The following is a 23,929-nucleotide window of genomic DNA, read 5'->3' as shown; positions in this document are numbered from 1 at the left end:
AAAATTAAAACGGCACAAAAATTGCTTACAAGATGTGTTTTCATAAATAGCAGTTAAAAAGAGTAGGGTAATATGAAGTTATCGGTTGGATTAAAAGTTGCAAACTCCTTGTCGCTGACACCGCAGTTACAACAAGCCATTCGTTTGCTTCAACTTTCTAGTCTTGAATTAGAGCAAGAAATTCAGATTCAACTTGATAGTAACCCCTTACTAGAGAAGGTTGAAGAGCAATCTTCGATTGAAAGTTTATCCACCTTACAAGATCAGGAACGCGATAATAAAGATTTAACGAATGAGCTGAATGCAAACCATCTTCCTGATGATTTACCTGTCGATACTGATTGGGATGATGTCTATACCCATCAACCGACGAGTCTTGGTTCCCCTGAATATGAAGAGCGTGAAGATAACCGTCAGGGACATCTTGGTCTAAAAGAACACATACTTGAACAAATCAATTTGTTGCATTTTTCTGATGTAGATCGCTTGATTGCGCATTGTATTGTTGATTCTTTAGATGAAAAAGGTTTTTTAGATGCTGAAATTGCTGAAATCACGGCATCTGTGCAGCATTTATTGGAAACTATGGATTATGAGGATGAAGTGGAAGATGATGAAGTCCTTGTTGTCTTAAAACATATTCAACATCTGGATCCTCCAGGTGTAGCATCACGTAATCTGGCAGAATGTTTATTGGTACAATTGGAAAGCTTGCCTGCCCATCAAGCTTATCGTCATGAAGCGATAACTTTACTAAATCATTATGAATTATTGATTTCGAATGAATTGCCAAAATTGATCAAACAAACGGGTTTGAATCCTGAACAATTGAAATGTGCAGTTGACTTGTTAAAGACCTTAAAAGCTTATCCGGGAATGGAGTTTGAAGAAAAGGACTCTGATTATCAGATTCCCGATGTGGTGGTCATGAAAAAGAATGATCATTGGCAAGTGCAGTTAAATCAGGATGTTATGCCTAAATTAAGGATCAACTCTTTTTATGCCAGTATGATCAAACGTGCAGATCAAAGTAACGATAATCAATATTTACGCAATCAAATGCTGGATGCCAAAAATTTTATTAAAAGTGTCGATGAGCGTCATAAAACCTTATTAAAAGTGGCCACATGTATCGTGGAACATCAAAAAAGATTTTTGGAAATAGGTGCTGAAGGGATGAAACCTTTAGTATTGCGCGATATTGCGGAAGAGGTGGAATTGCATGAGTCTACAGTCTCGCGAGTGACGACCAACAAATTTATGCTGACCCCGCGTGGCCTGTTTGAACTGAAATATTTTTTCTCCAGTCATGTGGCAACGACTTCAGGTGGGGAGGCATCTTCAATTGCGATTCGGGCAAAAATTAAAAAGTTAATTTCCGAAGAAAATCCACGCAAGCCTTTATCTGACAATATTATTGCCAATTTGTTAAAACAAGATGGCATTGATGTGGCACGTCGAACTGTCGCTAAATATCGAGAGTCGTTACATATTCCTTCATCTTCTGAACGAAAAGTCTTGATCTAATTTTTAAAATCTGATTATTCTAAGGATTCATTATGACAACATAATGAATCTTTTTTCTTTTAAAGGTGTGGTTGAAATGATTTAAAGTGTAAATTGCAGAATTCTAGGTTCTGTCAGCAGATCATTTCGGCTATGACTTTAACTAATCCTAAAGAAGGTGAGGGATAGAATTATGCAAATAACAATTCGTGGTCATCACTTAACTATCACCCCTGCAATTGAAGATAATATTCGTTTAAAATTTGCTGAAATGACCAAACATTTAGATCAGGTCAATAGTATGCAGGTGAAATTGAGCAAAGATCATCAAGTAGATAAACGATCAAGAAAAGGAAGTTTGAATCATATTGCAGAAGCAATTATTCGTGTACCGGGGGCAGAATTGTTTGCACAGGCAACAGCTGATGATATGTATACATCAATAAAAAAATTAACAGAAAAACTTAAAAGACAGTTGCATAAGCATAGAAAAATGCAGGTTGCATCCCCATCTTTAATGGCATAGTTTTGTTGCTGAACAAAAAGAGGTTTTTTATGACCTCTTTTTTTATATATTAAATGTTATAGCTTAATGATTTATTTTTCATATTTATAGTAAAATGGCAGGTTTTTACACCGTTGGTCCTATAAGAGGTCTTTGTGATGAATAGTGAACAGCTCACTGAAATTTTAAAAGCTGCTTTTCCAGAGGCTGAAGTTGCAGTTAGTGGGCAAGGCGGGAAATTTGATCTTCGCATTGTAGATGAACAATTTGAAGGCAAACGTCCGGTGGCACGCCAACAGACAGTTTATGCTCCGTTAAATTCATATATTGCCAGCGGTGAAGTACATGCAGTAACTATTCGTGCAATGACCAAAGAAGAATGGCGTAAAGCAAGCTTATTCGGAGCTTAGAACTAGATGGATAAATTTTTAATTCAGGGCGGTGTTAAGCTCGAAGGTGAAGTGCGTATTTCTGGTGCAAAAAATGCAGCACTTCCATTACTTGCTGCAATGATTCTCCCTGAAACTCCCACCACATTAACCAATGTTCCAAATCTTAAGGATGTGAACACGTTGGTAAAACTGATTGCTGGTTTGGGTGTTCAAATTTCTTATGAAGGCGATACCGTTAAAGCAGATACGTCTACATTAGATAATCAGTTTGCCCCCTATGAACTGGTCAAAACCATGCGTGCTTCTATTTTGGTGCTTGGTCCGTTATTGGCGCGCTATGGTAGTGCAAAAGTATCTCTTCCTGGTGGATGTGCCATTGGTTCACGCCCAGTCGATCAACACCTTAAAGCATTAGAAGCTTTGGGTGCTGAAATTGAAGTTGAAGCCGGTTATGTCAATGCCAAAGTCGATGGTCGTCTCAAAGGTGGCGAAGTGGTCTTTGATATGGTGACTGTGGGCGGTACTGAAAATATTCTGATGGCAGCAGTATTAGCCGATGGCGTCACAACTATCCGTAATGCAGCTCGTGAACCTGAAATTACTGATCTGGCAAAAATGCTGATTAAAATGGGTGCGAAAATTGAAGGTTTGGATACCGAGACTTTAGTGGTTACCGGTGTTGAGCATTTACATGGCTGTGAATATGCTGTAGTTGCCGACCGTATTGAAACAGGTTCATATTTGGCTGCCGCGGCAATTACCGGTGGTAAAGTAAAAACGACTCATACCGATCCGGCATTACTTGAAGCCGTTTTGGATAAGTTTGAAGAAATGGGTGCGGAAGTGACCCGTGGTGATGACTGGATTGAACTCGATATGATGGGTAAACGTCCAAAAGCTGTTAGTTTCCAGACCCTGCCACATCCAGAATTCCCAACTGATATGCAAGCTCAGCTTATGGCTGTCAACGCGATTGGTCGTGGCTTTGCTACGATTTCTGAAACGATTTTTGAAAACCGTTTTATGCATGTACCTGAATTGGCACGTATGGGTGCAAATATTCAGGTTGAAGGTAACGATGCAGTGGTTACAGGGGTGGAAAAACTTTCAGCTGCTCCTGTAATGGCGACAGATTTACGTGCTTCTTTCTCTTTGGTTTTGGCTGCGTTGGCTGCCGAAGGTGAAACCCTGATTGACCGTATTTATCATATTGACCGCGGTTATGAAGATGTTGAAGCGAAGTTACAAGGTTTAGGTGCCCAAATTAAGCGAGTAAGTTAATGAGCGATATGAGAAACGATGATCCAAACTTTGATGTTATGGGCAATTTTGATCATGGTTTAACTTTAGCATTAAGTAAGGGACGTATTTTAAAAGAAACTTTACCTCTGCTAGAAACAGCAGGAATTAATTTACTGGAAGATCCGGATAAATCCCGTAAATTGATTTTCCCAACGACCCATAAACAGGTCCGTATTTTAATTTTACGCGCTTCTGATGTACCGACCTATGTGGAAAATGGTGCAGCGGATTTGGGTGTTGCAGGTAAAGATGTGCTGATGGAACATGGCGCACAAAATGTATATGAACCATTGGACTTAAAAATTGCCAACTGCAAACTCATGACAGCGGGTAAAGTCGGTATGGTTCGTCCGAAAGGCCGTTTAAAAATTGCCACTAAATATGTGAATCTTACACGTCAATACTATGCCAGCCTGGGCGAGCAAGTCGATGTGATTAAGCTTTACGGTTCGATGGAACTTGCGCCATTGGTTGGTTTGGGTGATTACATTGTTGACGTGGTCGATACGGGTAATACCCTACGTGCCAATGGTTTAGAGCCTTTGGAAGAAATCTGCAAAGTATCTTCACGTTTAATTGTGAACAAAGCCAGTTTCAAACGTAAACAAGCACTGCTTAATCCGATTCTGGCACAGCTTGAAAAAGCAGTTGAAGAACGCGAAAGCAAAAAATAAGTCTTTTTGCATTCAGATGTGAAAAACCGTCACCCTTTGGCGGTTTTTTTATGCCTATTTTTACCATCCCGAGCTAAACAGCGAATTTATTCGATAATTCAGAAAGTAATTTCCTATGAAACTATGTGAATAGATGTGTGATTGATACCCACAAAGTTTGGGAAACAAGGTAAACTAAAGTTTTCCAATTCAAACCTTGTGGGTAAATTGATGCGACGTTTATCGACTCAAGATCAAAGCTTTAAACAGGCCTTTGCTGACTTGTTGGCTTTTGAGACAGTTAGTGATCCTGAACTTTTAAAAACCGTAGACCAAATCATTGCTGACGTACGTCTGCATGGTGATGCTCATGTTCTTAAACTCACTCAACAGTTCGATCGACATCCAGCGCATCAATTTTCTGATCTAGAACTCACTCAAGAACAACTTAAAGCAGCTTTTGACGGTTTAACAACAGAAGTTCGTGAAGCATTAGAATTGGCTGCAAACCGTATTCGTGAATTCCATCAAGCACAAAAGCAGGATGGCTGGACCTATGTCGATGCTTTAGGGAATACCTTAGGTCAAAAAATTACCCCGCTGGATCGTGTCGGTATTTATGTACCGGGTGGCTTGGCATCGTATCCATCTTCCGTATTGATGAATGCGGTGCCTGCGCATGTTGCCGGTGTGCCTGAAATTATCATGGTGGTTCCTGCGCCGAATGGTGAGTTAAATCCATTGGTATTGGCCGCGGCATATCTGGCTGGTGTGCATCGTGCATTTACCATTGGTGGTGCGCAAGCGGTTGCAGCATTGGCTTATGGTACTGAAACCATTCCCTCTGTCGATAAAATTACTGGTCCAGGTAACCGTTTCGTAGCAGCAGCTAAACGTGCTGTATTTGGTCAAGTCGGTATTGACATGATTGCGGGACCTTCTGAAATTTTGGTCTATGCTGAAGGCGAAAACAATGCCAAATGGCTGGCGATGGATCTCTTGTCCCAAGCCGAGCATGACACCGTTGCCCAAGCAGTTTTCATCACACCGGATGAACAGCTTTTAAACGACGTTGAACAGGCGATTGAAGAACATTTGGCGGCTTTGCCAAAAGCTGAAATTGCTCGTACTTCAATTGCCAATCGTGGGGCATTGGTTTTGGTGAAAGATCGTCAGGAAGCGATTGACCTCATTAACCAGGTCGCACCAGAGCATTTGGAGCTTTGCCTGGATGAATCACAAGAAATGGCTGAACAAATCCGCCATGCGGGTGCGATTTTTATGGGGCGTTATACGCCTGAAGCCATTGGTGACTACTGTGCCGGACCAAATCATGTGTTACCAACCTCGGGCACAGCACGTTTCTCATCACCACTCGGTGTATATGATTTCCAGAAGCGTTCCAGCCTGATTATGTGTTCGCAAGAAGGCGTGAAAACTTTAGCGAAAACAGCCGATATCTTGGCGCAACAGGAAAACCTGGATGCCCATGCACGTTCAGCACGTTATCGTTATCAGTAATGAATCATAGGCTAGATAGAAAAAATCTGGTTTTCTAAAATTATAAACCTCTCCCTAACCCTCTCCTGAAAGGAGAGGGGAACTCATATGATGAGAATGACTTTGACGTTTGATTCTATCTTCATGAGGTGTAGATTCCGCTCCCTGAGTGAGCTTTAAAGATTGCTTTAAAGCAAAGCGCAAGAGAGGTTAGGAGAGGGAAATAAGAGAAAATAAAATGTTGACCATGACCACTGAAAAAATGCGTTTTTGGAGTCCTGAAGTACGTGAACTCGAACCTTACGTACCCGGTGAACAACCCAAAATCCAAAACTTATTAAAACTCAATACCAATGAAAATCCCTATCCGCCATCACCAAAAGTGGTCGAAGCGGTTCAAGCGGTATTGGCCAATTCAGCAGATGTATTACGTTTATATCCTGATCCAGATGCTTCCGAGCTAAAACAGGCGATTGCTAAACAACAAAAAGTTGCTGTTGAAAATGTCTTTGTGGGCAATGGTTCTGATGAAGTCTTGGCACATATTTTTAAAGCATTTTTTGTCCAAGAGTTGCCAGTGCTTTATCCGGACATTACCTATAGTTTTTATCCGGTTTACAGTCAGTTCTTTGGGGTAAAAACCAAAGTTTTGCCATTGAATGATGATTTTGAAATTGTGGTGGATGATTATAAACAAGCCAATGGCGGGATTATTATTACCAATCCGAATGCGCCGACCAGTATCGCACTGGGTTTGTCAGCCATTGAAGATGTGCTTCAGGCCAATCCAGATTCAGTGGTCGTCATTGATGAAGCTTATGTGGATTTCGGTGCTGAATCGGCGGTAAAACTGGTTGAGAAATACGATAACTTGGTGGTTTGCCAAACTACATCTAAGTCTCGTTCACTGGCGGGATTACGTGTCGGTTTTGCCATTGCACAGCCACATCTCATCGCTGCCCTTGAAGCGGTGAAGAACAGTTTTAACTCTTATCCGATCGATCGTTTTGCGATTGCAGCAGCTGTAGCATCTTTTGAAGATCAAGAATACTTCGAAGCGCAAAATGAGAAAGTGATTGCAAGCCGTGAAAAGTTGGTTGCCCAATTGGCTGAGCTTGGCTTTAAAGTTTTGCCATCGAGTGCAAACTTTATTTTTGCGTCATTAGCGAGTAGAGATGCAGCTGAGCTTGCTGCTGAATTGCGCGAACGTGGCATTATCGTACGTTATTTTAATAAGCCCCGTATCAACCAGTTCCTGCGTATTACCATTGGTACCGACGAGCAAAACCAGCGTTTAGTCGATACCTTGAGAAATGATATTTTAGCTTAATTAAACACCTCCCTTGCGGAGCAGTGCTCCTCACCTTTTATAAAGGGAGGAGGGATTTGAAGTCAAAAAAGCGATTCTCAGGAATCGCTTTTTTGTTGATTTGGCTTATACCAGGTATTAAGCAAATCCAGCATGGCAGACACTTTATCAAAACATTCCTGATATTCGGCATCGCAATCTGATGCAATGGTGATCCCTCCGCCAGCCCAAACAGAAATATCATTCTGATATTTTTGAATTGAGCGAATCAAAATATTCCATGAACCTGTACCATCAAAATTAAAATACCCCATCGAACCACAGTAGGCACCACGTGGAGCACCTTCAAGTTCCTCTATAATTTGCATGGCACGAATTTTGGGAGCGCCTGTGATTGAACCGCCCGGAAGAGCTGACATCAGAACGTGAAAAGGATTGATATCTTGCCTTAATCTAGCAGTGACTTCACTCACCATATGATGAACTTGATTAAATGACTCAATTTCAAAAAGTTTTGGTGTTTTAACAGAGCCTGTTTCAGCGTATACGCTCAAATCATTACGCAGTAAATCAACAATCATTACATTTTCGGCTTGGTCTTTTTTAGAGTGAATTAAGCTTTGCTTGGATTGCTCATCTTGCGCAACATCTGAATATCTGGGCATAGTGCCTTTAATCGGTTTTGTGGTGATTTTCCGATTTGCTTCAAACTTGATAAACAGTTCGGGAGAGCAGCTTAATAATTCAAAATCATTGATTTTGAGATAACCTGAATAAGGTGCATCAGTCAATTGCCAAAACGCTTCTGCTGTATCTAACAACAAACCTTGTGCTTTGGTTGTAAATTCTTGAGTTAAATTAATTTGATAACAGTCACCTGCCCGAATGTAATCTTGAATCTGATTAAAGGCATTCACATACTGTTTTTTAGTCCAGCGTGCGGTACAAGGTCGAGTGAGGGTGAAATTTTGATTTTCTTTACTTGGCTTGTTTTTGTTTTGCAAGGCATTTTGAAGTACCTGAAAGATCGCTTCAGCCTCATGTTCATGACTAAAAAAGGTCCAGCCTTGATCGGTCAGTTTAATATAGCTGCAATAAATGCCTAAAAATAAAGAGGGCTGGTTCTTGGATTGAATATTGACGTGTTGTTGGGCAGCTTCATCATAACTGATAAAACCGATTAAACCACCATTGAAATCGGAGGTGTGATTTTGCAAATCCTGCTTAAAAAATTGATTGAAATCAATTGGTTCATTTTTTTGTTGATATTTGTTTAACGATGTTCTGGTAAATTTCTGAATTTTGTTATTTTGCATCAGCATATATTCAGAAGCCAAAATTGCAATGACAGGTTGCTTTACATTTTTTAAGTAAACCACATGGTTAAGATGCGATAAGCATAAAAGAATTTCAGTAGGATTAAGCTGTTGCTTGGTTAGCAATTTTTGAAAAAAAACAGGCTCATTCATACGACGTGACTTAATAAATTCGATACATAGATGGTCTATTCTATAACATTGTTGATGCATAAAAACTGTAAATACCGTTTATCGGTAACATGCAGATTGCGACCAACAGCAGTTGAACAAAAAATGACACAGAGATAACTTAGCTAGGGCAAACCAGCTGCTCAAGGAAAGCCTCACTATTGTCAAAAAATAAAAAACAATTAGTGAAATCGAGTAGTTAACAATCAAAAAAATAATACTCTTGGGAGAGTACGAAATGAAAAAATTTACTAAACTTGCTTTAGTTTCTTCATTAGCAATTAGCGCAAATGCGATGGCAATGCAAGCAATGGATGATGCTTCATTGGGTGCTACTACTGGTCAAGATGGTATTAACATCGGGATCGGTATTTCTAGAATTACGATCGATAAATTATTCGTTCATGATAATGATGGTTTAAGTACTAAAGATGCTACTGGTACAGTTATTCCTACTACTGCTTTAGGCGGTACTGGTAATGCGGGTGCTATTTCAATCAAGGGTGCAAAAAACTCAGAAACAATTACATTAACCAATGGTGGTACCATTGATCGTAAAGACCAAGGTATTTTTATTGGTGCAAACTACCAATCATTATTAGCTACTGGTAACCTTGCTGATTTGCAAATTGATAGCGATGCTGGTTCAGGGAGTGGTAATACAGCATTTATCAACATTGCAGCTCAAGTTTCTGGTTTGGAAATCCATATTGGTGAGATTGGTGTAACAGCATCTGGTGCAAATGATCCTGCTGTTAATATCCGTCGTGGCGGTAATGATTCTAACTACAATGCGATTTTAAGTGGTTTGTCTGTTAAAACAGGTAAAATGACTGCCAATATTCAATTGGGTGCAGCGCCTCAAGGTGCCATGATTAAATTGGATTCTGTAATGCAGGGTGGTCTTGAAATCAAGAACCTAGGTATTTTAGATAATTCAACAAATGGTGCTGTGGTTGCAGTTCACCCAACTGCTGGTCCAATTAGTACTACAGGTCCAGGGGAAATCTTTATTGAAAGCATTAAAGTTGCTGATGCCAATTCAACAAACTTAACTATGAAAGCAAGTGTAAGTGTATTTGGTGAGTCGGCAGCGAATAAAGGCTTTGTGCGTATTGTAAGCACAAATGACAAAATTGATAATTATGTTAAAGGCATTCATTTAGGTAGCCGTACTGCTGGTTCTATTGGTGATGTAGAAGTTCAAGGTTTGCAAACATTCTACGGTGCTAGTTATGATAAAGGTTCTATGATTAGTATTTCTGGTCATTAATTTCGAATTGAAAAAAGCGCGTGAAATCACGCGCTTTTTTTTACAAAAATAATGTTAAATTTTTCAAATAAACTAAAAAAAAGCTGTTTTTTTTTATAAAAAAGGTTATCTTCCTTTTTACATGGATGTAGAGTAATAACTCTAGAAAAATAATGAGCAAAGGCACGTCATGCCGATAACTAGAAAAGTCAGAAGATATGTTAGAGATCGCGTTAGGCTCGGCATTGATGTATTACGCTGCCAAAGAAGCCTTTGAAATTAAAAAAAAGCCAGCGGAAGCTGTGTATTACACTGAAACCTTAGACTCTCGCCAAGATTCATTCACTCGAATGCATAGAGAAGCAGTCCTCATTAAACCTGCTGTAGAAGATCAATTTAGGGGTATTGTACATCAAGCTTATGACTATAGCTGTGGATCAGCAGCATTAACGACCTTGTTAAATGGTTATGTTGATGTTGGTGTAACCATGACAGAACAACAAGTTATGAATGGTTTGCTTAAATTTGGTGAGACCGAGAAAATCGTCGAGCGACGTAGTTTTTCCTTACTTGATATGAAACGCTTTGTCGGAGCAATCGGTTTCGAAAGCGGGGGATATAAAGGCGAATTTTCCGATTTAGTGAAACAGGGACAACCAGCCATTGTGCCAATTTCTTATGCAGGATTTAAACATTTTGTGGTGTTTAAAGCATACAAGAATGGCCGTGTTTATGTAGCTGACCCTGCAGTGGGTAATATTAGTTTCGATGAAACACGTTTCAAGGATATCTGGGAAAACAACACCCTATTTTTAATTAATGTCGCACCTGAAAAGAGAAAAAGTTTATTAGCACTTCAGGATACAGACTTACGACATGTCGAAGATGCAACTGTCAATCGCTATGCTTTCGTTAACATGCAATATCCGCAGTTCTATATGGATAAAATTGCCAATAAGGCATCAACGATTCGTTTAGACAAGAATTTAAATGAAGACTCGGAAAAATTTGGGGAATCGACATATAATTTTTTACGTCTTTATTACAAAAGTAAATAAAGTATAAAAGTAAGTAGATTAAAAAAATAAAAATGGTGGGATGGAATATGAATCGTAAATGGATGAACAAAACTTTATTGGCTTTGAGTGTTCAAATGGCAATAGGGGGGGTATATGCAGCTGAAGAACCGGCACTCGGAGAATACGAGGTTGTAGATCAGCAGGAAACAGAAGTTCAATCTACAGCATCACAGTCTGCAAATGTACAACCTGAAGTAACCGCAAATGTTCAAGTGGAAGAGTCAGCACTCGGTGAATATGAAGTGGTTGATGAACAGGTTGAAGAGCCAGCAGCAACCTCATCTGCCGATAGTGCTCCAGCGGCACAGCCACAACCTGTTAATGCAAATGAGCAAGCTTCTTCTGCTTTACAGCAGCAAGAAGGGGATGCAAGTAAAGAAGCTAACTTACAAGAAGTCTTTACCTCAAATGAAAGACAATATTCTTTAATTAAAAAAGGTGAGATTTCATCTTATTACGATATTGATTATACCTATTATCGTGATACACAGATTGATGCTGAAATGGCGAGTGGACAACTGTATCAACTCCGTGTTCAAGAAAATGCGACCCATTCTGTTACCAATACATTTACTGCGCAGTATGGCATTCTAGATAATTTAACCTTTACGGCTTCAGTACCTTTAGTCGCTAAAACAGATTTATTAAAAGATACTTCTACAGCAGGTCTAGGTGATATTTCTTTTGGTACGCGTTGGGAGCCTTTCCCTCTAAAAGCTGGCAGACTACCCCTGATCTTATTCGGTAATATTTCTACTAAAACTGGTGATAGTCCTTATGAAATTAATGCGACTAATGATCTAGCAACCGGTAAAGGTTATTACTCTGCAGGGATTGGTGCAAGTACGCGTAAATATATCGATCCAGTGGTATTGTTTGCTTCCGTATCTGCCAATTATGGCTTTAAAGAAACGGGTTTAAATCAACGTCGTGGTTTACGAGTACTGGATGAGTTTCAACCTGGGATCAGTGGAGGTTTTGCTTTAGGTTTTGCCTATTCATTTAACTATGATGTGTCTATGACGATGTCATATCAGCAAAGTTTTAATACCGGTTCAGAATTTACTTATACTTCGGGTGAGAGTTATTCACCAGCTGACCAGACCAGCTCCACTTTAGCAATTTCATTGGGTGTTCGTGTTTCACCTGAAACTATTGTCAATGGGACTGTGGGTATAGGCCTGACAGAAGATGCGCCAGATGTATCTTTAGGTTTGTCATTCCCACTGGATATTTTAGGTTTCGGTAAGAAACTACGCTAAGAGGGTAGTCGTATGTATAAGATTCGACTTCGCCCGTTAGCTGCAGCAATTATCGTCTCGGGCTGTTCAAGTGCAACTTTCGCTCAATTAGGTACTAACTTATCTGTTGATGTCAGATCATTGAGTATGGGAAATGCGGTTACTGCAGATCCTCCTGGTATTAGTGCAATTCATTTTAACCCTGCAGCTTTGACCAAAATTGAAGGTCTGCAAACCGATGTGCAGGGGATTCTTGCTAATTTTGATATCCAACGGGAATTTTCTGTTCCTGCTGGTTATAACGTATTTGGCTATTCAGATGACCCGATGGTGTGTAATGACGGGCCAGAGATTTCTTCCGATTTATGTACAGACTTTAAAGGCACAGTGAATGGGGATGTTGAATACGTCAGTCTATACGTCCCAGTATTAAAAAAAATGGTGGATCTTGGTGAAGGTCTACCCATGGCTGCACCTACAGCAGGTATTGCTTACAATCCACCAGGTTCAAAAACAACTTTTGCAACTGCAATGTATGCACCTTTGGTTGCCGGTTTTGGTGCGGAAAATGGCAATCCTGCGAATTACATGGGGCAACAGGTTGCTCTAGAAAGGATTACCTATTTATCTCCATCTATTGCCTATCAAGTGAATGATGAGTTATCCGTGGGTGCTTCTATAGGTATGTCATACCAAGCCATTGGTTTAAAAACGGATTTGCGTTTTCCCAATGAATTAATTGGTATGTTACGAATGATTGATGAGGTCGTTTGTACACCTTTTAAAGAAAACTCGGACATTATTACTGACATTCTGTTGTTAGGTATATGTAATGCCCAAGAAGGTATGAACCCATTTGGCAGGTTCGGGCAAATGCAGCTTGCTCTGGAACAATCACTTAGCCCAAGTTATAACCTGGGCGTATTGTGGGAACCGACTGAGGATTTTAGCTTTGGTATGGTATATCAAAGTGCGGCAAAAATGCGTTTGAAAGGTAAATATCACATTGATAACGCAAAGGCACCACGTGAGCTGATCAATGGTTTAATGTCATCTCCTACAGGTCAAATTCTTGCGGCAATTTTGGGGTTTCCTAATAATATTCCTGCAAGTGAGTCAGGTCTGGTTTCAATGGATTTTGAATATCCAGCCCATTTTCAAGCAGGAATAAAATATAAGCTTTTACCTGATTTACAAGTCAATTTTGATGTGGGCTGGACAGACTATAAAGCGTGGGACAAGTTTAAATTTGAATTTGACCGACAAATTTCAGCATTAAAAATTGCCAAATTACTTTCTGAAAATATTGGTGATTCTTCTCTGGCACTTCCACTGCAATTTACTTCACCTTGGAATTATGGGATAGGTCTGGAATATTCTGCAACAGATCGTCTGAAATTACGTGCCGGATATGAACCGCGTACTAGTGCAATTCCTGATAATAAGCGAAATACAATGGTGCCGATTAACAATGCACAATTGTTCGGCTTGGGGGTAGGTTATCGTTTCGATGCAGATACCGATCTGGATTTATCGATTGGTTTCTTACGCAGTAAAGATAACATTCCAGCAAATACCAGTAGTTTAGCAAACCAAACGGGTGTGAATAATATTCTACTAAATCCATATGCAGGTTTAAATGTTAAAACGAATACCAAAGTCACAATTTTAGGCTTGAACTATAGAACACGATGGTAGAGAAATTGAAAATAATGAAAGGGAATTTATGGGTGAAATCGATACTTACGCTATGTGTGGTGCAGTTATCTTTTTCTCATGCGGGAGAGTTTTACACCATTATTGGGCCAGATGGTAGGCCTATGGTCGTGCAACAAAAATCTGCGCCCAAAAATAAAGAAACTGAAGGAAGTAAATCTTCCTCAGTAGAGAGGAGAGTTCAAGAAACTCACTCGGTCACTCATTCCCCCAATAATCAGCCAGACATCAAGGTTATTACAACTCAAACTACAACATTATCGCAATTACCGGTGAAAAATAAAGTAGCAATCCAAAGCCTTACAAAAAAAGCTTCTACCCAAGTAGATACAGCTAAAATACCGCAATCGACCTATCTAGAACCTGAAACTGAGAAAAAGCAAAAAGTTTTAGCACAGCCTCAACCCCTGCCTAAAACGGTGGAAGAAATTGTACCTCTCGCTACCAGTACGCCTAAAGAACTGAAAGAAGCTAAAGATGCAGAAAACTATGTCACGGTTGATGGTACGCAATATATAAAAAATGAATACCTGGAAGACAAGGAATTTAATCTGGAAGGGAAAAAACGTTTTTATGCTATGCCGGAAGGCATCATTGATACCAAGCATGGAGCGACACGCTTACAAATGGTCGAGCGTGAAAAAGGGGTGAGTAAATCTCTGCTGCAATCATTTTTTAAAAAGAATCAAAAACAGGATAGTGGTCCTATTACCTTGTCATCGACTTATTACCGGGTTTCCCAGGCTGATGCTGTGAATAGTTTAGGTCAACAATGTATTCAGGACAAAAAAATTAAAAATGCGAAAACAGTCAGTCTGGATAAGGAAGTCAATGTCTGGCCACGTGCACCATTAAAAGAGCATTTTGATTTTGAAATTGTGAAGATTTCCAATGCAATTCAGAATGTGCAGATTAACTCTTATGCTTCGCGACAACAGAATCCGACCTTTTATTGGCCATTTGTGGTTTTTCTAGATACCAATGGATGTGTACTTGAGGGAGCAGGAGGCTTTAAAAATCATGAAACTGCCGAGTCATTTACTAGCCATGAAAAAATTGAAGGAATCATTCATATTCCTTCTCAAAGCCGATATATGTTGTTGACTCCTTTAGCCAGTGCGATAGATCTAGAAAACAAAGCACTCACCAATCAGGGTCAATTAAAATTAATAGCAATTCGCTAAGGATATAAGAAGAGAACTCGGATGAAAAATAAATATTTACTCCCTTTTGCCCTCACCACATTGATGGCAGCTTTAACGGGGTGTGGTGGTGAAAGTGCCAATGTTATTCCTGAAGTTTATGAAGGTAGTACAACGAATGGAACGTGTACGATAGGTGCTAGTGGATGTCTTGGATTTGCCTTGGATTATCCATTAAATGGATTAAATTTTACTTGTAGTAGTGATACTAAAAATAGCTTTGTAACCACTTTAGATTTGAAAGATGGAGCAGCAACCGGGGCATGTAAAGTCGGTGACAAAATTACTTTCTTCCTGAAGGGGGAAAAAGATAAGCAAATTAATTTGGGAACGCTAGACCTAAATAAAATTGCCAAGGTAAGTACTTCACAATTGCCTCGTTTGACTATTTTGGACATTGCCTCCGGAATTTCTGGTACACCAGCTAAGTCTCTGGATGCCAGTGATAGCACCGTGAAGGTCGCTATGCGGTTGGCAAAAATATTACAGGCACTTGCGCTACAAAATGGGGGGATTGCTGATCCAGCCGATATCCAAGCCTTATATATTACGGATCAAATGCGGGTAGATTTGGAGAGAATCAGTCAGTCAATTCCTCAAGAAACCTTTGCAAATACCACAGATTCCGATTTTGAATTATTGATCCAACCTTGGATTAATATTTCAAATATAACCAATGAGCAGGCATTTTCTACTGTCAGTATGTTGATGAATATTGCGAATGCCGGGGTATATCAACCGGAATTTTCATTATTTTCAACCTCTGGAGTGATTAGTAGTTTAAGTGGTTCAGATGGTTTAGTTGGTTGTAATAAAGATACGTGTAATCCTCAGGACAGCTCAACGCAGCATCTGTTAGGACATTTCATGTTGATTACCGATCGTGACGGTTATACTTTTGGTAGTGGCATACAATGGCGTGGTCCAGGCATCAGTGGCACTTCGACATTAGGTGGATTAAATACCAAATTGCTGACCACCACCCGACCGATTCGAATGACTGCAAATGCACAAGAGCATTGGATTAATCCGGTAACCAAGAAAATTGATCAAAATTTTGATTTTCAGGTCGATCAAGTCACTACACCTTTAAGTATTTATCAGGGCACTTTATATAATGATTATATGATTGCCGGCAAAGAAGCATTCTATAAGTTGCTTACTAGGAAAACAGAAGTCACTGCAGCTGATAAGCTGGATTTTGGTCTATGGAGGCAGACCATTGGCAGCGAAAATTTTAATGGTACACTCGATTTATATAAAACCTTTCCTATCACTTATCTAGATAAAAGGGTTTTTAAATCCATTAATAATGTGAAATCTGGCGAAGCTTATATATTCCCGATGTACGCAAATTTGACCTTTAAATTTACCGATACCAGCGTGAAAGACGTTGTATTGGGAATAGTGATTGATGAAAAAGGCAACATTCGAACCAATATGAAGCCTGGTTATACTGAAGATGATATGAGTACTGCTTTGGATCAGGAGTTGGCTTCAGGAAAAAGCGCTTGTGATACCACAGGCTTTAATTCATCCACTTATATAGACCAGTATGGAGTTCAACAATACCGGATTGGTACAGTTTCTCGTGCTTTCACCAATGATAAGAATATTTCCTTGCGTATGGTATTGGCAAATGCAAACTTGAAAAAAATTGACGGTGCTTTAGTGGGAATGAATACCAATATCAAGACTTCAACATCTGGTGATAGTATTGTGGTGGGTGGTGCTTTACTTAATGTAGCTAACTTATTAAATCTTACTTCGGGTGCGGCTGATATTACATTTAAAGACTCTGCTGTTGGTACGGTAAAATGGGCAAACTCATTATCAAGTTTCCAGAAAGTTTATAATACCAATAATACATCGCACACTTCTCAAGATGCAGATCTTGCGAAGTTAAGTGGAGGCAGTTTAACTTTTGCTTTGGCTCCGTGTTATACAGTCAAAAAGAAGTAAGCAAAAAATAAAGCCCATCATATGATGGGCTTTTTATTAAATTGCAAATTTATCGCATCTTTAACCAGTATGATCTAAGCGGGTACCTAAAGTTTCTAAATGCATGCTGAATGAAGCAGTTTTACGATCCTCAAAATAATGTCTTAAGGTCCGTTCTACGCTGGGAAAAGCCAGTTCAGACCAAGGAATTTCATGTTCATCAAATAAACGCGACTCAATGGTTTCTTCACCAGCACCGAATATGCCATTGACGAGATTAGCCTTGAACAGAACGTAAATTTGTCCAATTCGGGGAATATTGTACATACAGTAGAGCTGTTCGATTTCGACTTCAGCTTCAGCCTCTTCGCGGGTTTCTCTGGCAGCGCCCTGTTCCATGGTTTCAAACAGTTCCATATAACCTGCGGGCAGGGTCCATAGCCCATAACGCGGTTCAATGGCACGGCGGCACAGCAAAACCTTATTTTCCCACAGCACCAGTGCTCCGCAAATAACTTTGGGATTGACGTAATGAATATTGCCGCAATCTGTACAAACGCGGCGTAATTGATGGTCGCCGAGTGGAATTTTTTCCGTTGTTTTATGTCCGCAAATTACACAGAAATTCATATTCATCGTCAATGATAAAGGTGTTGATCAGCATAACTGAAAAATGCAACTTTGGCATCATTTCTATCCTTTGGAATAAAAATTCAGCTATGATGAAATAAAGCATGAGGCAGGAGCAGTAGCGCATGGATGACTACTCATTAATACAATTATTACAGCACAGGTTACGCTTTTCTACACGTATCAAGCCTGCTCATGCAGCTGTACTGATTGCCATTACTGATGAGTCTGATCCCAAAGTTTTGCTCACGCGCCGTTCTTTATATTTATCCAATCATGCCGGGGAAGTTTCTTTTCCGGGGGGGAAAAGAGATCCGCAAGATACCAGTAATATTGTGGTGGCTTTGCGCGAAGCCTATGAAGAGACCGCACTGAATCCATTTGATGTGCAACTGATTGGCGATTTGCCCATGCAAAAAGCCCGCAACGGGATGCTGGTCAAACCTGTGGTCGGGCTGATTCCGCCTGAAGTGGAACTTATTCCTCAACCAGCTGAAATTGATCGAATCTTTTTTGCATCACTGAGTAGCTTAATGAATGCACCGCCCATTCCCTATGAGGTGCGTTATGCTCATCAGTCTTTGTATTTTCCCAGCATGCGTGTGGAAAATGAGGTGGTTTGGGGATTGACGGCACGAATGTTGGTTTCACTGTTTCAGTATGGTTTGGATTATCAAAAGGAATGGCCATTTTTATTAAATTCGCCCACTTTTCATAGCAATAAGATTAAATACGGTAAATAAGGAATTTCACCTCATGATTTATAAATTTAAAGGATATACACCTCAAGCAACGCATCAACCTTGGGATGGCTGGGTGGCAGATAATGCGACCGTTATCGGCCAGGTAGAAATGGGCAAGCAGGTCAGTGTCTGGTTTGGCGCCGTGATTCGGGGCGATAACAGTAAAATCACGTTAGGGGATTTTACCAATGTGCAGGAAAATGCCGTTTTACATACCGATGCAGGTATTGAAATGCATATTGGAAGCTATGTCACGATTGGCCATCAGGCCATGTTGCATGGCTGCACCGTAGGAGATAACACGCTGATCGGCATTAACAGCGTGATTTTAAATCATGCCGTGATTGGTAGAAATTGTATTATTGGTGCTAATGCCTTAATTCCAGAAGGTAAGGTGATTCCGGACAATTCTGTGGTCATGGGTTCGCCAGGTAAAATCGTCAAAACGCTGGATGAGGCGGCTGAAGCCAAATTAAAAATGAGTGCCATGCACTATGCCGAGCATTTCAAAAATTTTCAGCATTTAGAGTCGGTTGAACTGTAATTTGAAACGAGATATTCAGCCAAGCGAGAGCTTGGCTTTTTTGTATCCTGCAGATGGAAAATCTCGCCTCGCACGCATGAGTGGAGTATGATATCCGACGTTTTTTATATTTAAATAAATTAAGGTTGTGCATGAAGTTGCTGGCATTGGAAACTGCCAATGAGCAGTGTTCCATTTCTATTGTAGATGACACTCAAGAATTATTTTTTCAATTAGATGCGCGAGCAAAAGCACAAACGCAAACGATTCTCCCAATGATTGAACAGGCTTTTACCCAGCTTGGATTGTCTGCTGCTGACTTAACTGCAATTGCATTTAGCCGTGGTCCTGGTTCTTTTAGTGGGGTACGTATTAATGCTGCCGTGACTCAGGCCCTGGCATGGGCCAATGATCTACCTGTTGTTCCTGTTTCAACCCTGCAAGCTCTGGCACAGGCAGCATACCGTGTGGCAGGTTTAACCGCAGTGACTGCAGTACTGGATGCGCGTATGAATGAAGTCTATATTGCGAGTTTTCAGCTGGATCAGCAGGGTATTATGCAGGCTGTGGATACAGAGCAACTGTTAAATTATAGTGCTGCCAGTCAGGCCGTCAGATTTGAACTTGTCGGTTCAGGTTCAGCTTTAATTCAGCCTGAAGCTATAGAATTTAAAGAGATTGTTGCCACAGCACAAGATATTGCACAAATTGCACGTATTGCTGCATTACAGCAGCATTGGGTTGCAGCTGAAGAAGCACTACCAGTGTATTTACGTGATAATGCGTGGAAAAAAATTCCAGAACAAATTAAAGCAACTTAAGGTTAGATATGGATCTTTTATTATTATTTAAAGCGGCCATCATGGGCTTGGTAGAGGGGATTACTGAATTTCTACCGATTTCAAGTACCGGGCATTTAATCTTAGCAGGTCAGCTTTTAGATTTCTGGACCATTGAAAAAAGAGATATGTTTGCGGTTGCAGTGCAGATTGGTGCAATTGCAGCGGTGATTTACGAGTACTGGGGCAAACTTTGGGGCGCTTTAATCGGTGGCTTAAAAGGTCAAGAACAGGGCCGCCGTTTAAGTATTAACTTAATTATTGCTTCAATTCCAATCATCATTATCGGCTTAACGTTTGGCGATATCATCAAAGCCTACTTGTTTAATGCAATTACTGTCGCGATTGCCTTAATTGTGGGTGGTTTTATTATTTTATGGGCTGAACGCCGTCCGCATAGCATTGAAACTCAAGAAGTAGATGACTTGACCTATAAGCAAGCGACTTTAATTGGTTTGATTCAATGTTTAGCCTTATTCCCAGGGACTTCACGTTCAGGCTCAACCATTATCGGGTCTTTATTTTTAGGTGTATCACGTAAAGCAGCAGCAGAATTTTCCTTCTTTCTGGGTATTCCTGTATTAATGGGTGCTGGTTTACTCGATATGTATAAAATGAGGGCTGATTTGCATAGCAATGATATGGCTGTTCTAGCAGTGGGTATTATTGTGGCATTTATTTCTGCACTTATCGTGATTCGTGCATTAATTCGCTATGTATCGAAACATGATTTCACTGCATTTGCATACTACCGCATAGGTTTTGGTCTGTTTATTTTGGCAACTTGGTGGACAGGCTGGGTTTCTTGGTAATGCATTTGTTTACAGAAGTTCAGTTTCAAGCACAAGCACAGCAGTATTCTACTGTGCTTTCTTCACGTGGTGTCAGTGTAAATGTTGAGATCATTGAAAAGTTGAATGCCCGATTTTTACGTTTAAATCCGGAACTGGCTTTATGTGTAGATGAATCGGGATTGTGGTTGTGTGCCAATGGCATGAAGATGCAGCCCGACTGGAAAGCTGAAGTGCCGCGTTTAAAACGCTCATCGTTAAAATCTGAAATGATTGCACGCGCCTGTAATCTGGGTGAAAAGCCTACATTAATTGACGCGACTGCCGGTTTAGGTCATGACAGTTTGTTAATGGCACATTTGGGTGCTGAAGTCACCCTGGTTGAACGGCATCCGATCTTGTTTACCTTACTGGAAGACAGTAAAAACTATGCGCAAAATGATGCTTTTCTTAGTTCAGTAGTGTCACGAATTCATCTGGTTTTCTCTGATTCTGCCGATTACCTAACCCGGCAGGCGGAACAGAAACGTGTGGTAGATGTGGTTTATCTTGATCCGATGTTTCCGCAGCGTGACCAGAATCAACAAGCCATTAAAAAACAGGCACAAGTGAAAAAACAGATGCAATTATTACATCTGTTATTGCCCGAACATGGGGAAATGGATCTGGGTGATAATCTGTTAACTTTGGCAAAAAAAGTGGCAAAACGTGTGGTGGTGAAGCGGCCGCGTCTGGCTGTCTATTTGGCTAACCTGGAACCGGATCATCAATGGCAGGGAGATGCCTGTCGTTTTGATGCCTACTTTCAGCATCATTTTCCCGAGTAGTTTGGTAATTGTTTCAATAATGTGCATTAATTTGTTATATAGTCCCAAAGCAGCATTGATAAAAATTCCATCAAGCATAAACTTAGAGTGTAAACTCGCGAGCTAAAGCCCCCCGAAAATCTTATGATCGACTTTAAACCCTCCATCAATTTTTGGCATGATTTTAAGAGCAACCAAACTGCCGGGATGTGGCTTTTTCTGGGTTCACGCCGATCTTTGCAAATTGTACGTCCCTCGATTCTACAACTGATTTTTTGGGGAATTTTAGGCGGCAGTGCCAACAGCTTATTCAGTTGGCTCAGTGCGGAGGAGATGGGGGAGTTTAACCCGCAAGGCCTGATCAGTTATGCTTTATGGCCTTTTATTGCACTCATCGTCGGTATTTTTCTTTCCCAGCGGATCAATAATCCACGTTTGATGCTGGTACCTGCCTTGTTGTGGCTGGTACTGGATACCCATATCGCCTTATTGCAAAGTCTGATCCAGTATCTGGGCCTTATTGATGTATTGCCTTATATATTGTATGACTATTTGCCGACTATCTTTATGGTGCTGTTCGTCTGGCAGAGCTTGGCGGTGGTATGGGTCTTTTCCCGTGAGCTGAAATGGCCATGGTGGGAGCGGGCACTGATTGTCGCTGCGACACTGTTCACCCTTGTGGTGTGGCAAATGTCGGTGAAAAGCCAGCCGATCTGGAAAGTTGAAGAAAGCCCGCCGACATTTGCCGAAGATGCTTTTTATGCCCAGAACCGGATCTTGAACAAGTCGCTGGAATCGATACAGTATGGGGAGTTTGCCCAGTCGCACTGGTACTTTTTAGGCGTTGCAGGGGCAGGTTATCAGGATGTTTTTAAGTCGGAAGTTGAACGGATTAAAGAACAGTTTGATACCCGTTTTGGGACTTTTGGCCGTTCATTGGCCCTGATTAATAACCCTGAAACCCGCACTCAAATGCCGATTGCTTCACGCACCAGTATGGAAATGGCTTTACGCCGTATCGGGCAGCAAATGAATAAAGAAAGTGATGTGTTATTTTTATACATGACTTCACATGGTTTGCCGAACCAGTTTGAAATGGAAAATGACCCGATTGATTTAAATGATGTCGATCCTAAATGGCTTAAAGATACTCTGGATAAATCAGGCATCCGTTGGCGGGTAATCGTAATTTCAGCCTGTTATTCGGGGAGTTTTGTTCCCGCTTTGCAGGATGATAATACCTTGATTATTACCGCATCTGCGGCTGATCGTGCATCGTTTGGCTGTTCGAATGAAGCGGATTATACTTATTTTGGACGGGCTTTCTTTGATCAGGCCATGCGCGAGCAGATGTCTATAGAAAGTGCTTTTGAGCAGACCAAAAAAACAGTGGCACAATGGGAAACAGCACAAGGATTTGAAGCCTCTGAACCGCAATGGTCAATTGGCAAGAATATGGAATTTATGTTGCCGCAACTTGAGCAACGCTTATTTCCAGCTACAACTCAGACAGATATGAAAATAGAAAGCCCACAATTAAGTGTGGCAGCACAATAAGGAAAATAACGATGGAATTAATGCAAGCGAATCGATGCTTTGATGGGGAACAGCGAATTTATGTTTTTAATTCCAAGAGCTTAAAAGGGCAGGCGAAATTTGGAATTTTCTTGCCCCATCAGGCCTTAACAGGTCAGCCTTGTCCCGCCCTGTTTTATCTGGCAGGTCTGACTTGTACTGAAGAAACTTTTGCAATTAAAGCCCATGCGCAACGTTTGGCAGCACAGCTGGGTTTGATTCTGATCAGTCCGGATACCTCACCCCGAGGCGAGCAGGTCGCAGCAGGGGATTCCTGGGACATCGGTCAGGGTGCCGGATTTTATATCAATGCTACTCAGGCACCGTGGGCTGAGCATTATCAAATGGAAAGCTTCATTGCCGATGAGCTTTATGCTGTGGTGATGCAAAACTTTCCACTGCAAGCGGATGCGATAGGCATCTTCGGGCATTCTATGGGCGGACATGGTGCGCTGACACTGGCATTTAAATACCCGGAAAAATTTAAATCGGTATCCGCTTTTGCTCCGATTTGCGCACCGAGCCAATGTCCGTGGGGTGAGAAAGCCTTTTCCAATTATTTAGGTGCTGACCAGACAGAATGGAAAAAGCATGATGCAACGGCTCTGGTTCAGTCTAAAGGTGCCTTGTTTCAGGAGATTCTGATTGATCAGGGGGCTAAGGACCAGTTCTATAGCCAGCTGAATCCGGCCTTATTCAAACAGGCCTGTGCCGAAGTAGGTCAGTCCCTGACCTTGCGTGAACATGCCGGTTATGATCATGGTTATTACTTTATTCAGACCTTTATGGATGATCATCTGCAGTTTCATGCGGTACAACTTGATGTATACATTTGATTGAGCAGCAAATTTACTCAGAACATAAGGAGCACAACAGCTCCTTATTTTTTTTGCTGTCATCAATGCCTGAATAAACAGGATTGAATCACAGCACTAAG

At 40.8% G+C, this 23,929-nt stretch carries 22 protein-coding genes; 20 read left to right on the top strand and 2 right to left on the bottom strand.

Annotated elements, in window-relative coordinates:
• The first annotated feature begins 72 nt into the window (after positions 1-72).
• The 7 genes from JFY49_RS12615 to hisC all read left to right on the top strand — a co-directional run bounded on the left by JFY49_RS12615 (position 73) and on the right by hisC (position 7,188).
• A complete protein-coding gene (locus tag JFY49_RS12615) occupies positions 73-1,527 on the top strand; it encodes an RNA polymerase factor sigma-54 (protein WP_086197708.1) in 1,455 nt (484 codons plus the stop codon).
• Positions 1,528-1,699: 172 nt separating this feature from the next.
• The gene (gene hpf / locus JFY49_RS12610; protein WP_086197707.1) at positions 1,700-2,032 is read left to right on the top strand and encodes a ribosome hibernation-promoting factor, HPF/YfiA family; all 333 of its coding nucleotides are present in this window, start codon (positions 1,700-1,702) and stop codon (positions 2,030-2,032) included.
• A gap of 137 nt (positions 2,033-2,169) precedes the next feature.
• Complete coding sequence (gene ibaG / locus JFY49_RS12605) at positions 2,170-2,421, top strand: BolA family iron metabolism protein IbaG (protein WP_004650949.1); 252 nt, start codon at positions 2,170-2,172, stop codon at positions 2,419-2,421.
• Between the two features lie 6 nt (positions 2,422-2,427).
• On the top strand, positions 2,428-3,684 hold the full coding sequence (gene murA, locus JFY49_RS12600) for a UDP-N-acetylglucosamine 1-carboxyvinyltransferase (protein ID WP_166171032.1): 1,257 nt from the start codon (positions 2,428-2,430) through the stop codon (positions 3,682-3,684).
• A complete protein-coding gene (gene hisG, locus JFY49_RS12595; RefSeq protein ID WP_086197705.1) occupies positions 3,684-4,379 on the top strand; it encodes an ATP phosphoribosyltransferase in 696 nt (231 codons plus the stop codon). Before murA ends, hisG begins: the two co-directional genes overlap by 1 nt.
• 198 nt (positions 4,380-4,577) lie before the next feature.
• The gene (gene hisD / locus JFY49_RS12590) at positions 4,578-5,879 is read left to right on the top strand and encodes a histidinol dehydrogenase (RefSeq protein WP_200223116.1); all 1,302 of its coding nucleotides are present in this window, start codon (positions 4,578-4,580) and stop codon (positions 5,877-5,879) included.
• 217 nt (positions 5,880-6,096) lie between these two features.
• Positions 6,097-7,188, top strand: a complete 1,092-nt coding sequence (gene hisC / locus JFY49_RS12585; protein WP_413784584.1) for a histidinol-phosphate transaminase — start codon at positions 6,097-6,099, stop codon at positions 7,186-7,188.
• 77 nt (positions 7,189-7,265) lie between these two features.
• Here the strand turns inward: hisC and pabB are convergent, their stop codons facing one another.
• Positions 7,266-8,636, bottom strand: coding sequence for an aminodeoxychorismate synthase component I (pabB, locus tag JFY49_RS12580; protein WP_086197702.1), 1,371 nt, complete (start codon positions 8,634-8,636; stop codon positions 7,266-7,268).
• Positions 8,637-8,892: 256 nt separating this feature from the next.
• Here pabB and JFY49_RS12575 point away from each other — a divergent pair, with 256 nt between their 5' ends.
• The 6 genes from JFY49_RS12575 to JFY49_RS12550 all read left to right on the top strand — a co-directional run bounded on the left by JFY49_RS12575 (position 8,893) and on the right by JFY49_RS12550 (position 17,106).
• A complete protein-coding gene (locus JFY49_RS12575) occupies positions 8,893-9,927 on the top strand; it encodes a DUF6160 family protein (protein ID WP_180042534.1) in 1,035 nt (344 codons plus the stop codon).
• 197 nt (positions 9,928-10,124) lie between these two features.
• The gene (locus JFY49_RS12570) at positions 10,125-10,964 is read left to right on the top strand and encodes a C39 family peptidase (RefSeq protein WP_200223114.1); all 840 of its coding nucleotides are present in this window, start codon (positions 10,125-10,127) and stop codon (positions 10,962-10,964) included.
• Between the two features lie 47 nt (positions 10,965-11,011).
• Entirely contained in the window at positions 11,012-12,247 is a 1,236-nt protein-coding gene (locus JFY49_RS12565; RefSeq protein WP_180042532.1) for a hypothetical protein, read from the top strand.
• Positions 12,248-12,259: 12 nt separating this feature from the next.
• A complete protein-coding gene (locus tag JFY49_RS12560; protein ID WP_180042531.1) occupies positions 12,260-13,924 on the top strand; it encodes an OmpP1/FadL family transporter in 1,665 nt (554 codons plus the stop codon).
• A gap of 32 nt (positions 13,925-13,956) precedes the next feature.
• On the top strand, positions 13,957-15,126 hold the full coding sequence (gene filE, locus JFY49_RS12555; protein ID WP_265092670.1) for a putative pilus assembly protein FilE: 1,170 nt from the start codon (positions 13,957-13,959) through the stop codon (positions 15,124-15,126).
• A gap of 21 nt (positions 15,127-15,147) precedes the next feature.
• Positions 15,148-17,106: a hypothetical protein gene (locus JFY49_RS12550; RefSeq protein WP_180082049.1), complete on the top strand. Its 1,959-nt coding sequence runs from the start codon at positions 15,148-15,150 to the stop codon at positions 17,104-17,106.
• Positions 17,107-17,166: 60 nt separating this feature from the next.
• Here JFY49_RS12550 and JFY49_RS12545 read toward each other — a convergent pair whose 3' ends face one another.
• Positions 17,167-17,715 carry an NUDIX hydrolase gene (locus tag JFY49_RS12545; protein ID WP_086197695.1) on the bottom strand — a complete coding sequence of 183 codons (549 nt, stop codon included), beginning with the start codon at positions 17,713-17,715 and terminating at the stop codon, positions 17,167-17,169.
• A gap of 125 nt (positions 17,716-17,840) precedes the next feature.
• Between JFY49_RS12545 and JFY49_RS12540 the strand changes: the two genes are divergently transcribed.
• The 7 genes from JFY49_RS12540 to fghA all read left to right on the top strand — a co-directional run bounded on the left by JFY49_RS12540 (position 17,841) and on the right by fghA (position 23,828).
• A complete protein-coding gene (locus JFY49_RS12540; RefSeq protein WP_086197694.1) occupies positions 17,841-18,458 on the top strand; it encodes an NUDIX hydrolase in 618 nt (205 codons plus the stop codon).
• Between the two features lie 13 nt (positions 18,459-18,471).
• Entirely contained in the window at positions 18,472-19,002 is a 531-nt protein-coding gene (locus tag JFY49_RS12535) for a gamma carbonic anhydrase family protein (protein WP_180042528.1), read from the top strand.
• A 131-nt stretch (positions 19,003-19,133) separates the two neighbouring features.
• Positions 19,134-19,802 carry a tRNA (adenosine(37)-N6)-threonylcarbamoyltransferase complex dimerization subunit type 1 TsaB gene (tsaB, locus tag JFY49_RS12530; RefSeq protein ID WP_180082043.1) on the top strand — a complete coding sequence of 223 codons (669 nt, stop codon included), beginning with the start codon at positions 19,134-19,136 and terminating at the stop codon, positions 19,800-19,802.
• 8 nt (positions 19,803-19,810) lie between these two features.
• Complete coding sequence (locus tag JFY49_RS12525; RefSeq protein ID WP_086197691.1) at positions 19,811-20,632, top strand: undecaprenyl-diphosphate phosphatase; 822 nt, start codon at positions 19,811-19,813, stop codon at positions 20,630-20,632.
• Positions 20,632-21,438 carry a class I SAM-dependent methyltransferase gene (locus JFY49_RS12520; protein WP_200223113.1) on the top strand — a complete coding sequence of 269 codons (807 nt, stop codon included), beginning with the start codon at positions 20,632-20,634 and terminating at the stop codon, positions 21,436-21,438. The genes JFY49_RS12525 and JFY49_RS12520 overlap by 1 nt, the downstream gene beginning before the upstream one ends.
• A 123-nt stretch (positions 21,439-21,561) precedes the next feature.
• Entirely contained in the window at positions 21,562-22,974 is a 1,413-nt protein-coding gene (locus JFY49_RS12515; RefSeq protein ID WP_180042525.1) for a C13 family peptidase, read from the top strand.
• An 11-nt stretch (positions 22,975-22,985) separates the two neighbouring features.
• Positions 22,986-23,828, top strand: coding sequence for an S-formylglutathione hydrolase (gene fghA / locus JFY49_RS12510; RefSeq protein ID WP_200223112.1), 843 nt, complete (start codon positions 22,986-22,988; stop codon positions 23,826-23,828).
• Positions 23,829-23,929 lie beyond the last annotated feature (101 nt).

This window comes from Acinetobacter sp. CS-2, assembly GCF_016599715.1.
In the GTDB taxonomy this organism is placed as follows: domain Bacteria; phylum Pseudomonadota; class Gammaproteobacteria; order Pseudomonadales; family Moraxellaceae; genus Acinetobacter.
The sequence above is the reverse complement of the archived record's forward strand: the minus strand, read 5'-3'. Positions and strand labels throughout refer to the sequence as shown.

Excerpts from the sequence above, each read along its gene's own strand:
- JFY49_RS12615 (WP_086197708.1), top strand. The coding sequence starts at position 73 with ATGAAGTTATCGGTTGGATTAAAAGTTGCAAACTCCTTGTCGCTGACA.
- hpf (WP_086197707.1), top strand. The coding sequence starts at position 1,700 with ATGCAAATAACAATTCGTGGTCATCACTTAACTATCACCCCTGCAATT.
- ibaG (WP_004650949.1), top strand. The coding sequence starts at position 2,170 with ATGAATAGTGAACAGCTCACTGAAATTTTAAAAGCTGCTTTTCCAGAG.
- murA (WP_166171032.1), top strand. The coding sequence starts at position 2,428 with ATGGATAAATTTTTAATTCAGGGCGGTGTTAAGCTCGAAGGTGAAGTG.
- hisG (WP_086197705.1), top strand. The coding sequence starts at position 3,684 with ATGAGCGATATGAGAAACGATGATCCAAACTTTGATGTTATGGGCAAT.
- hisC (WP_413784584.1), top strand. The coding sequence starts at position 6,097 with ATGTTGACCATGACCACTGAAAAAATGCGTTTTTGGAGTCCTGAAGTA.
- pabB (WP_086197702.1), bottom strand. The coding sequence starts at position 8,636 with ATGAATGAGCCTGTTTTTTTTCAAAAATTGCTAACCAAGCAACAGCTT.
- JFY49_RS12575 (WP_180042534.1), top strand. The coding sequence starts at position 8,893 with ATGAAAAAATTTACTAAACTTGCTTTAGTTTCTTCATTAGCAATTAGC.
- JFY49_RS12570 (WP_200223114.1), top strand. The coding sequence starts at position 10,125 with ATGTTAGAGATCGCGTTAGGCTCGGCATTGATGTATTACGCTGCCAAA.
- JFY49_RS12565 (WP_180042532.1), top strand. The coding sequence starts at position 11,012 with ATGAATCGTAAATGGATGAACAAAACTTTATTGGCTTTGAGTGTTCAA.
- JFY49_RS12560 (WP_180042531.1), top strand. The coding sequence starts at position 12,260 with ATGTATAAGATTCGACTTCGCCCGTTAGCTGCAGCAATTATCGTCTCG.
- JFY49_RS12550 (WP_180082049.1), top strand. The coding sequence starts at position 15,148 with ATGAAAAATAAATATTTACTCCCTTTTGCCCTCACCACATTGATGGCA.
- JFY49_RS12545 (WP_086197695.1), bottom strand. The coding sequence starts at position 17,715 with ATGAATTTCTGTGTAATTTGCGGACATAAAACAACGGAAAAAATTCCA.
- JFY49_RS12540 (WP_086197694.1), top strand. The coding sequence starts at position 17,841 with ATGGATGACTACTCATTAATACAATTATTACAGCACAGGTTACGCTTT.
- JFY49_RS12535 (WP_180042528.1), top strand. The coding sequence starts at position 18,472 with ATGATTTATAAATTTAAAGGATATACACCTCAAGCAACGCATCAACCT.
- tsaB (WP_180082043.1), top strand. The coding sequence starts at position 19,134 with ATGAAGTTGCTGGCATTGGAAACTGCCAATGAGCAGTGTTCCATTTCT.
- JFY49_RS12525 (WP_086197691.1), top strand. The coding sequence starts at position 19,811 with ATGGATCTTTTATTATTATTTAAAGCGGCCATCATGGGCTTGGTAGAG.
- JFY49_RS12520 (WP_200223113.1), top strand. The coding sequence starts at position 20,632 with ATGCATTTGTTTACAGAAGTTCAGTTTCAAGCACAAGCACAGCAGTAT.
- JFY49_RS12515 (WP_180042525.1), top strand. The coding sequence starts at position 21,562 with ATGATCGACTTTAAACCCTCCATCAATTTTTGGCATGATTTTAAGAGC.
- fghA (WP_200223112.1), top strand. The coding sequence starts at position 22,986 with ATGGAATTAATGCAAGCGAATCGATGCTTTGATGGGGAACAGCGAATT.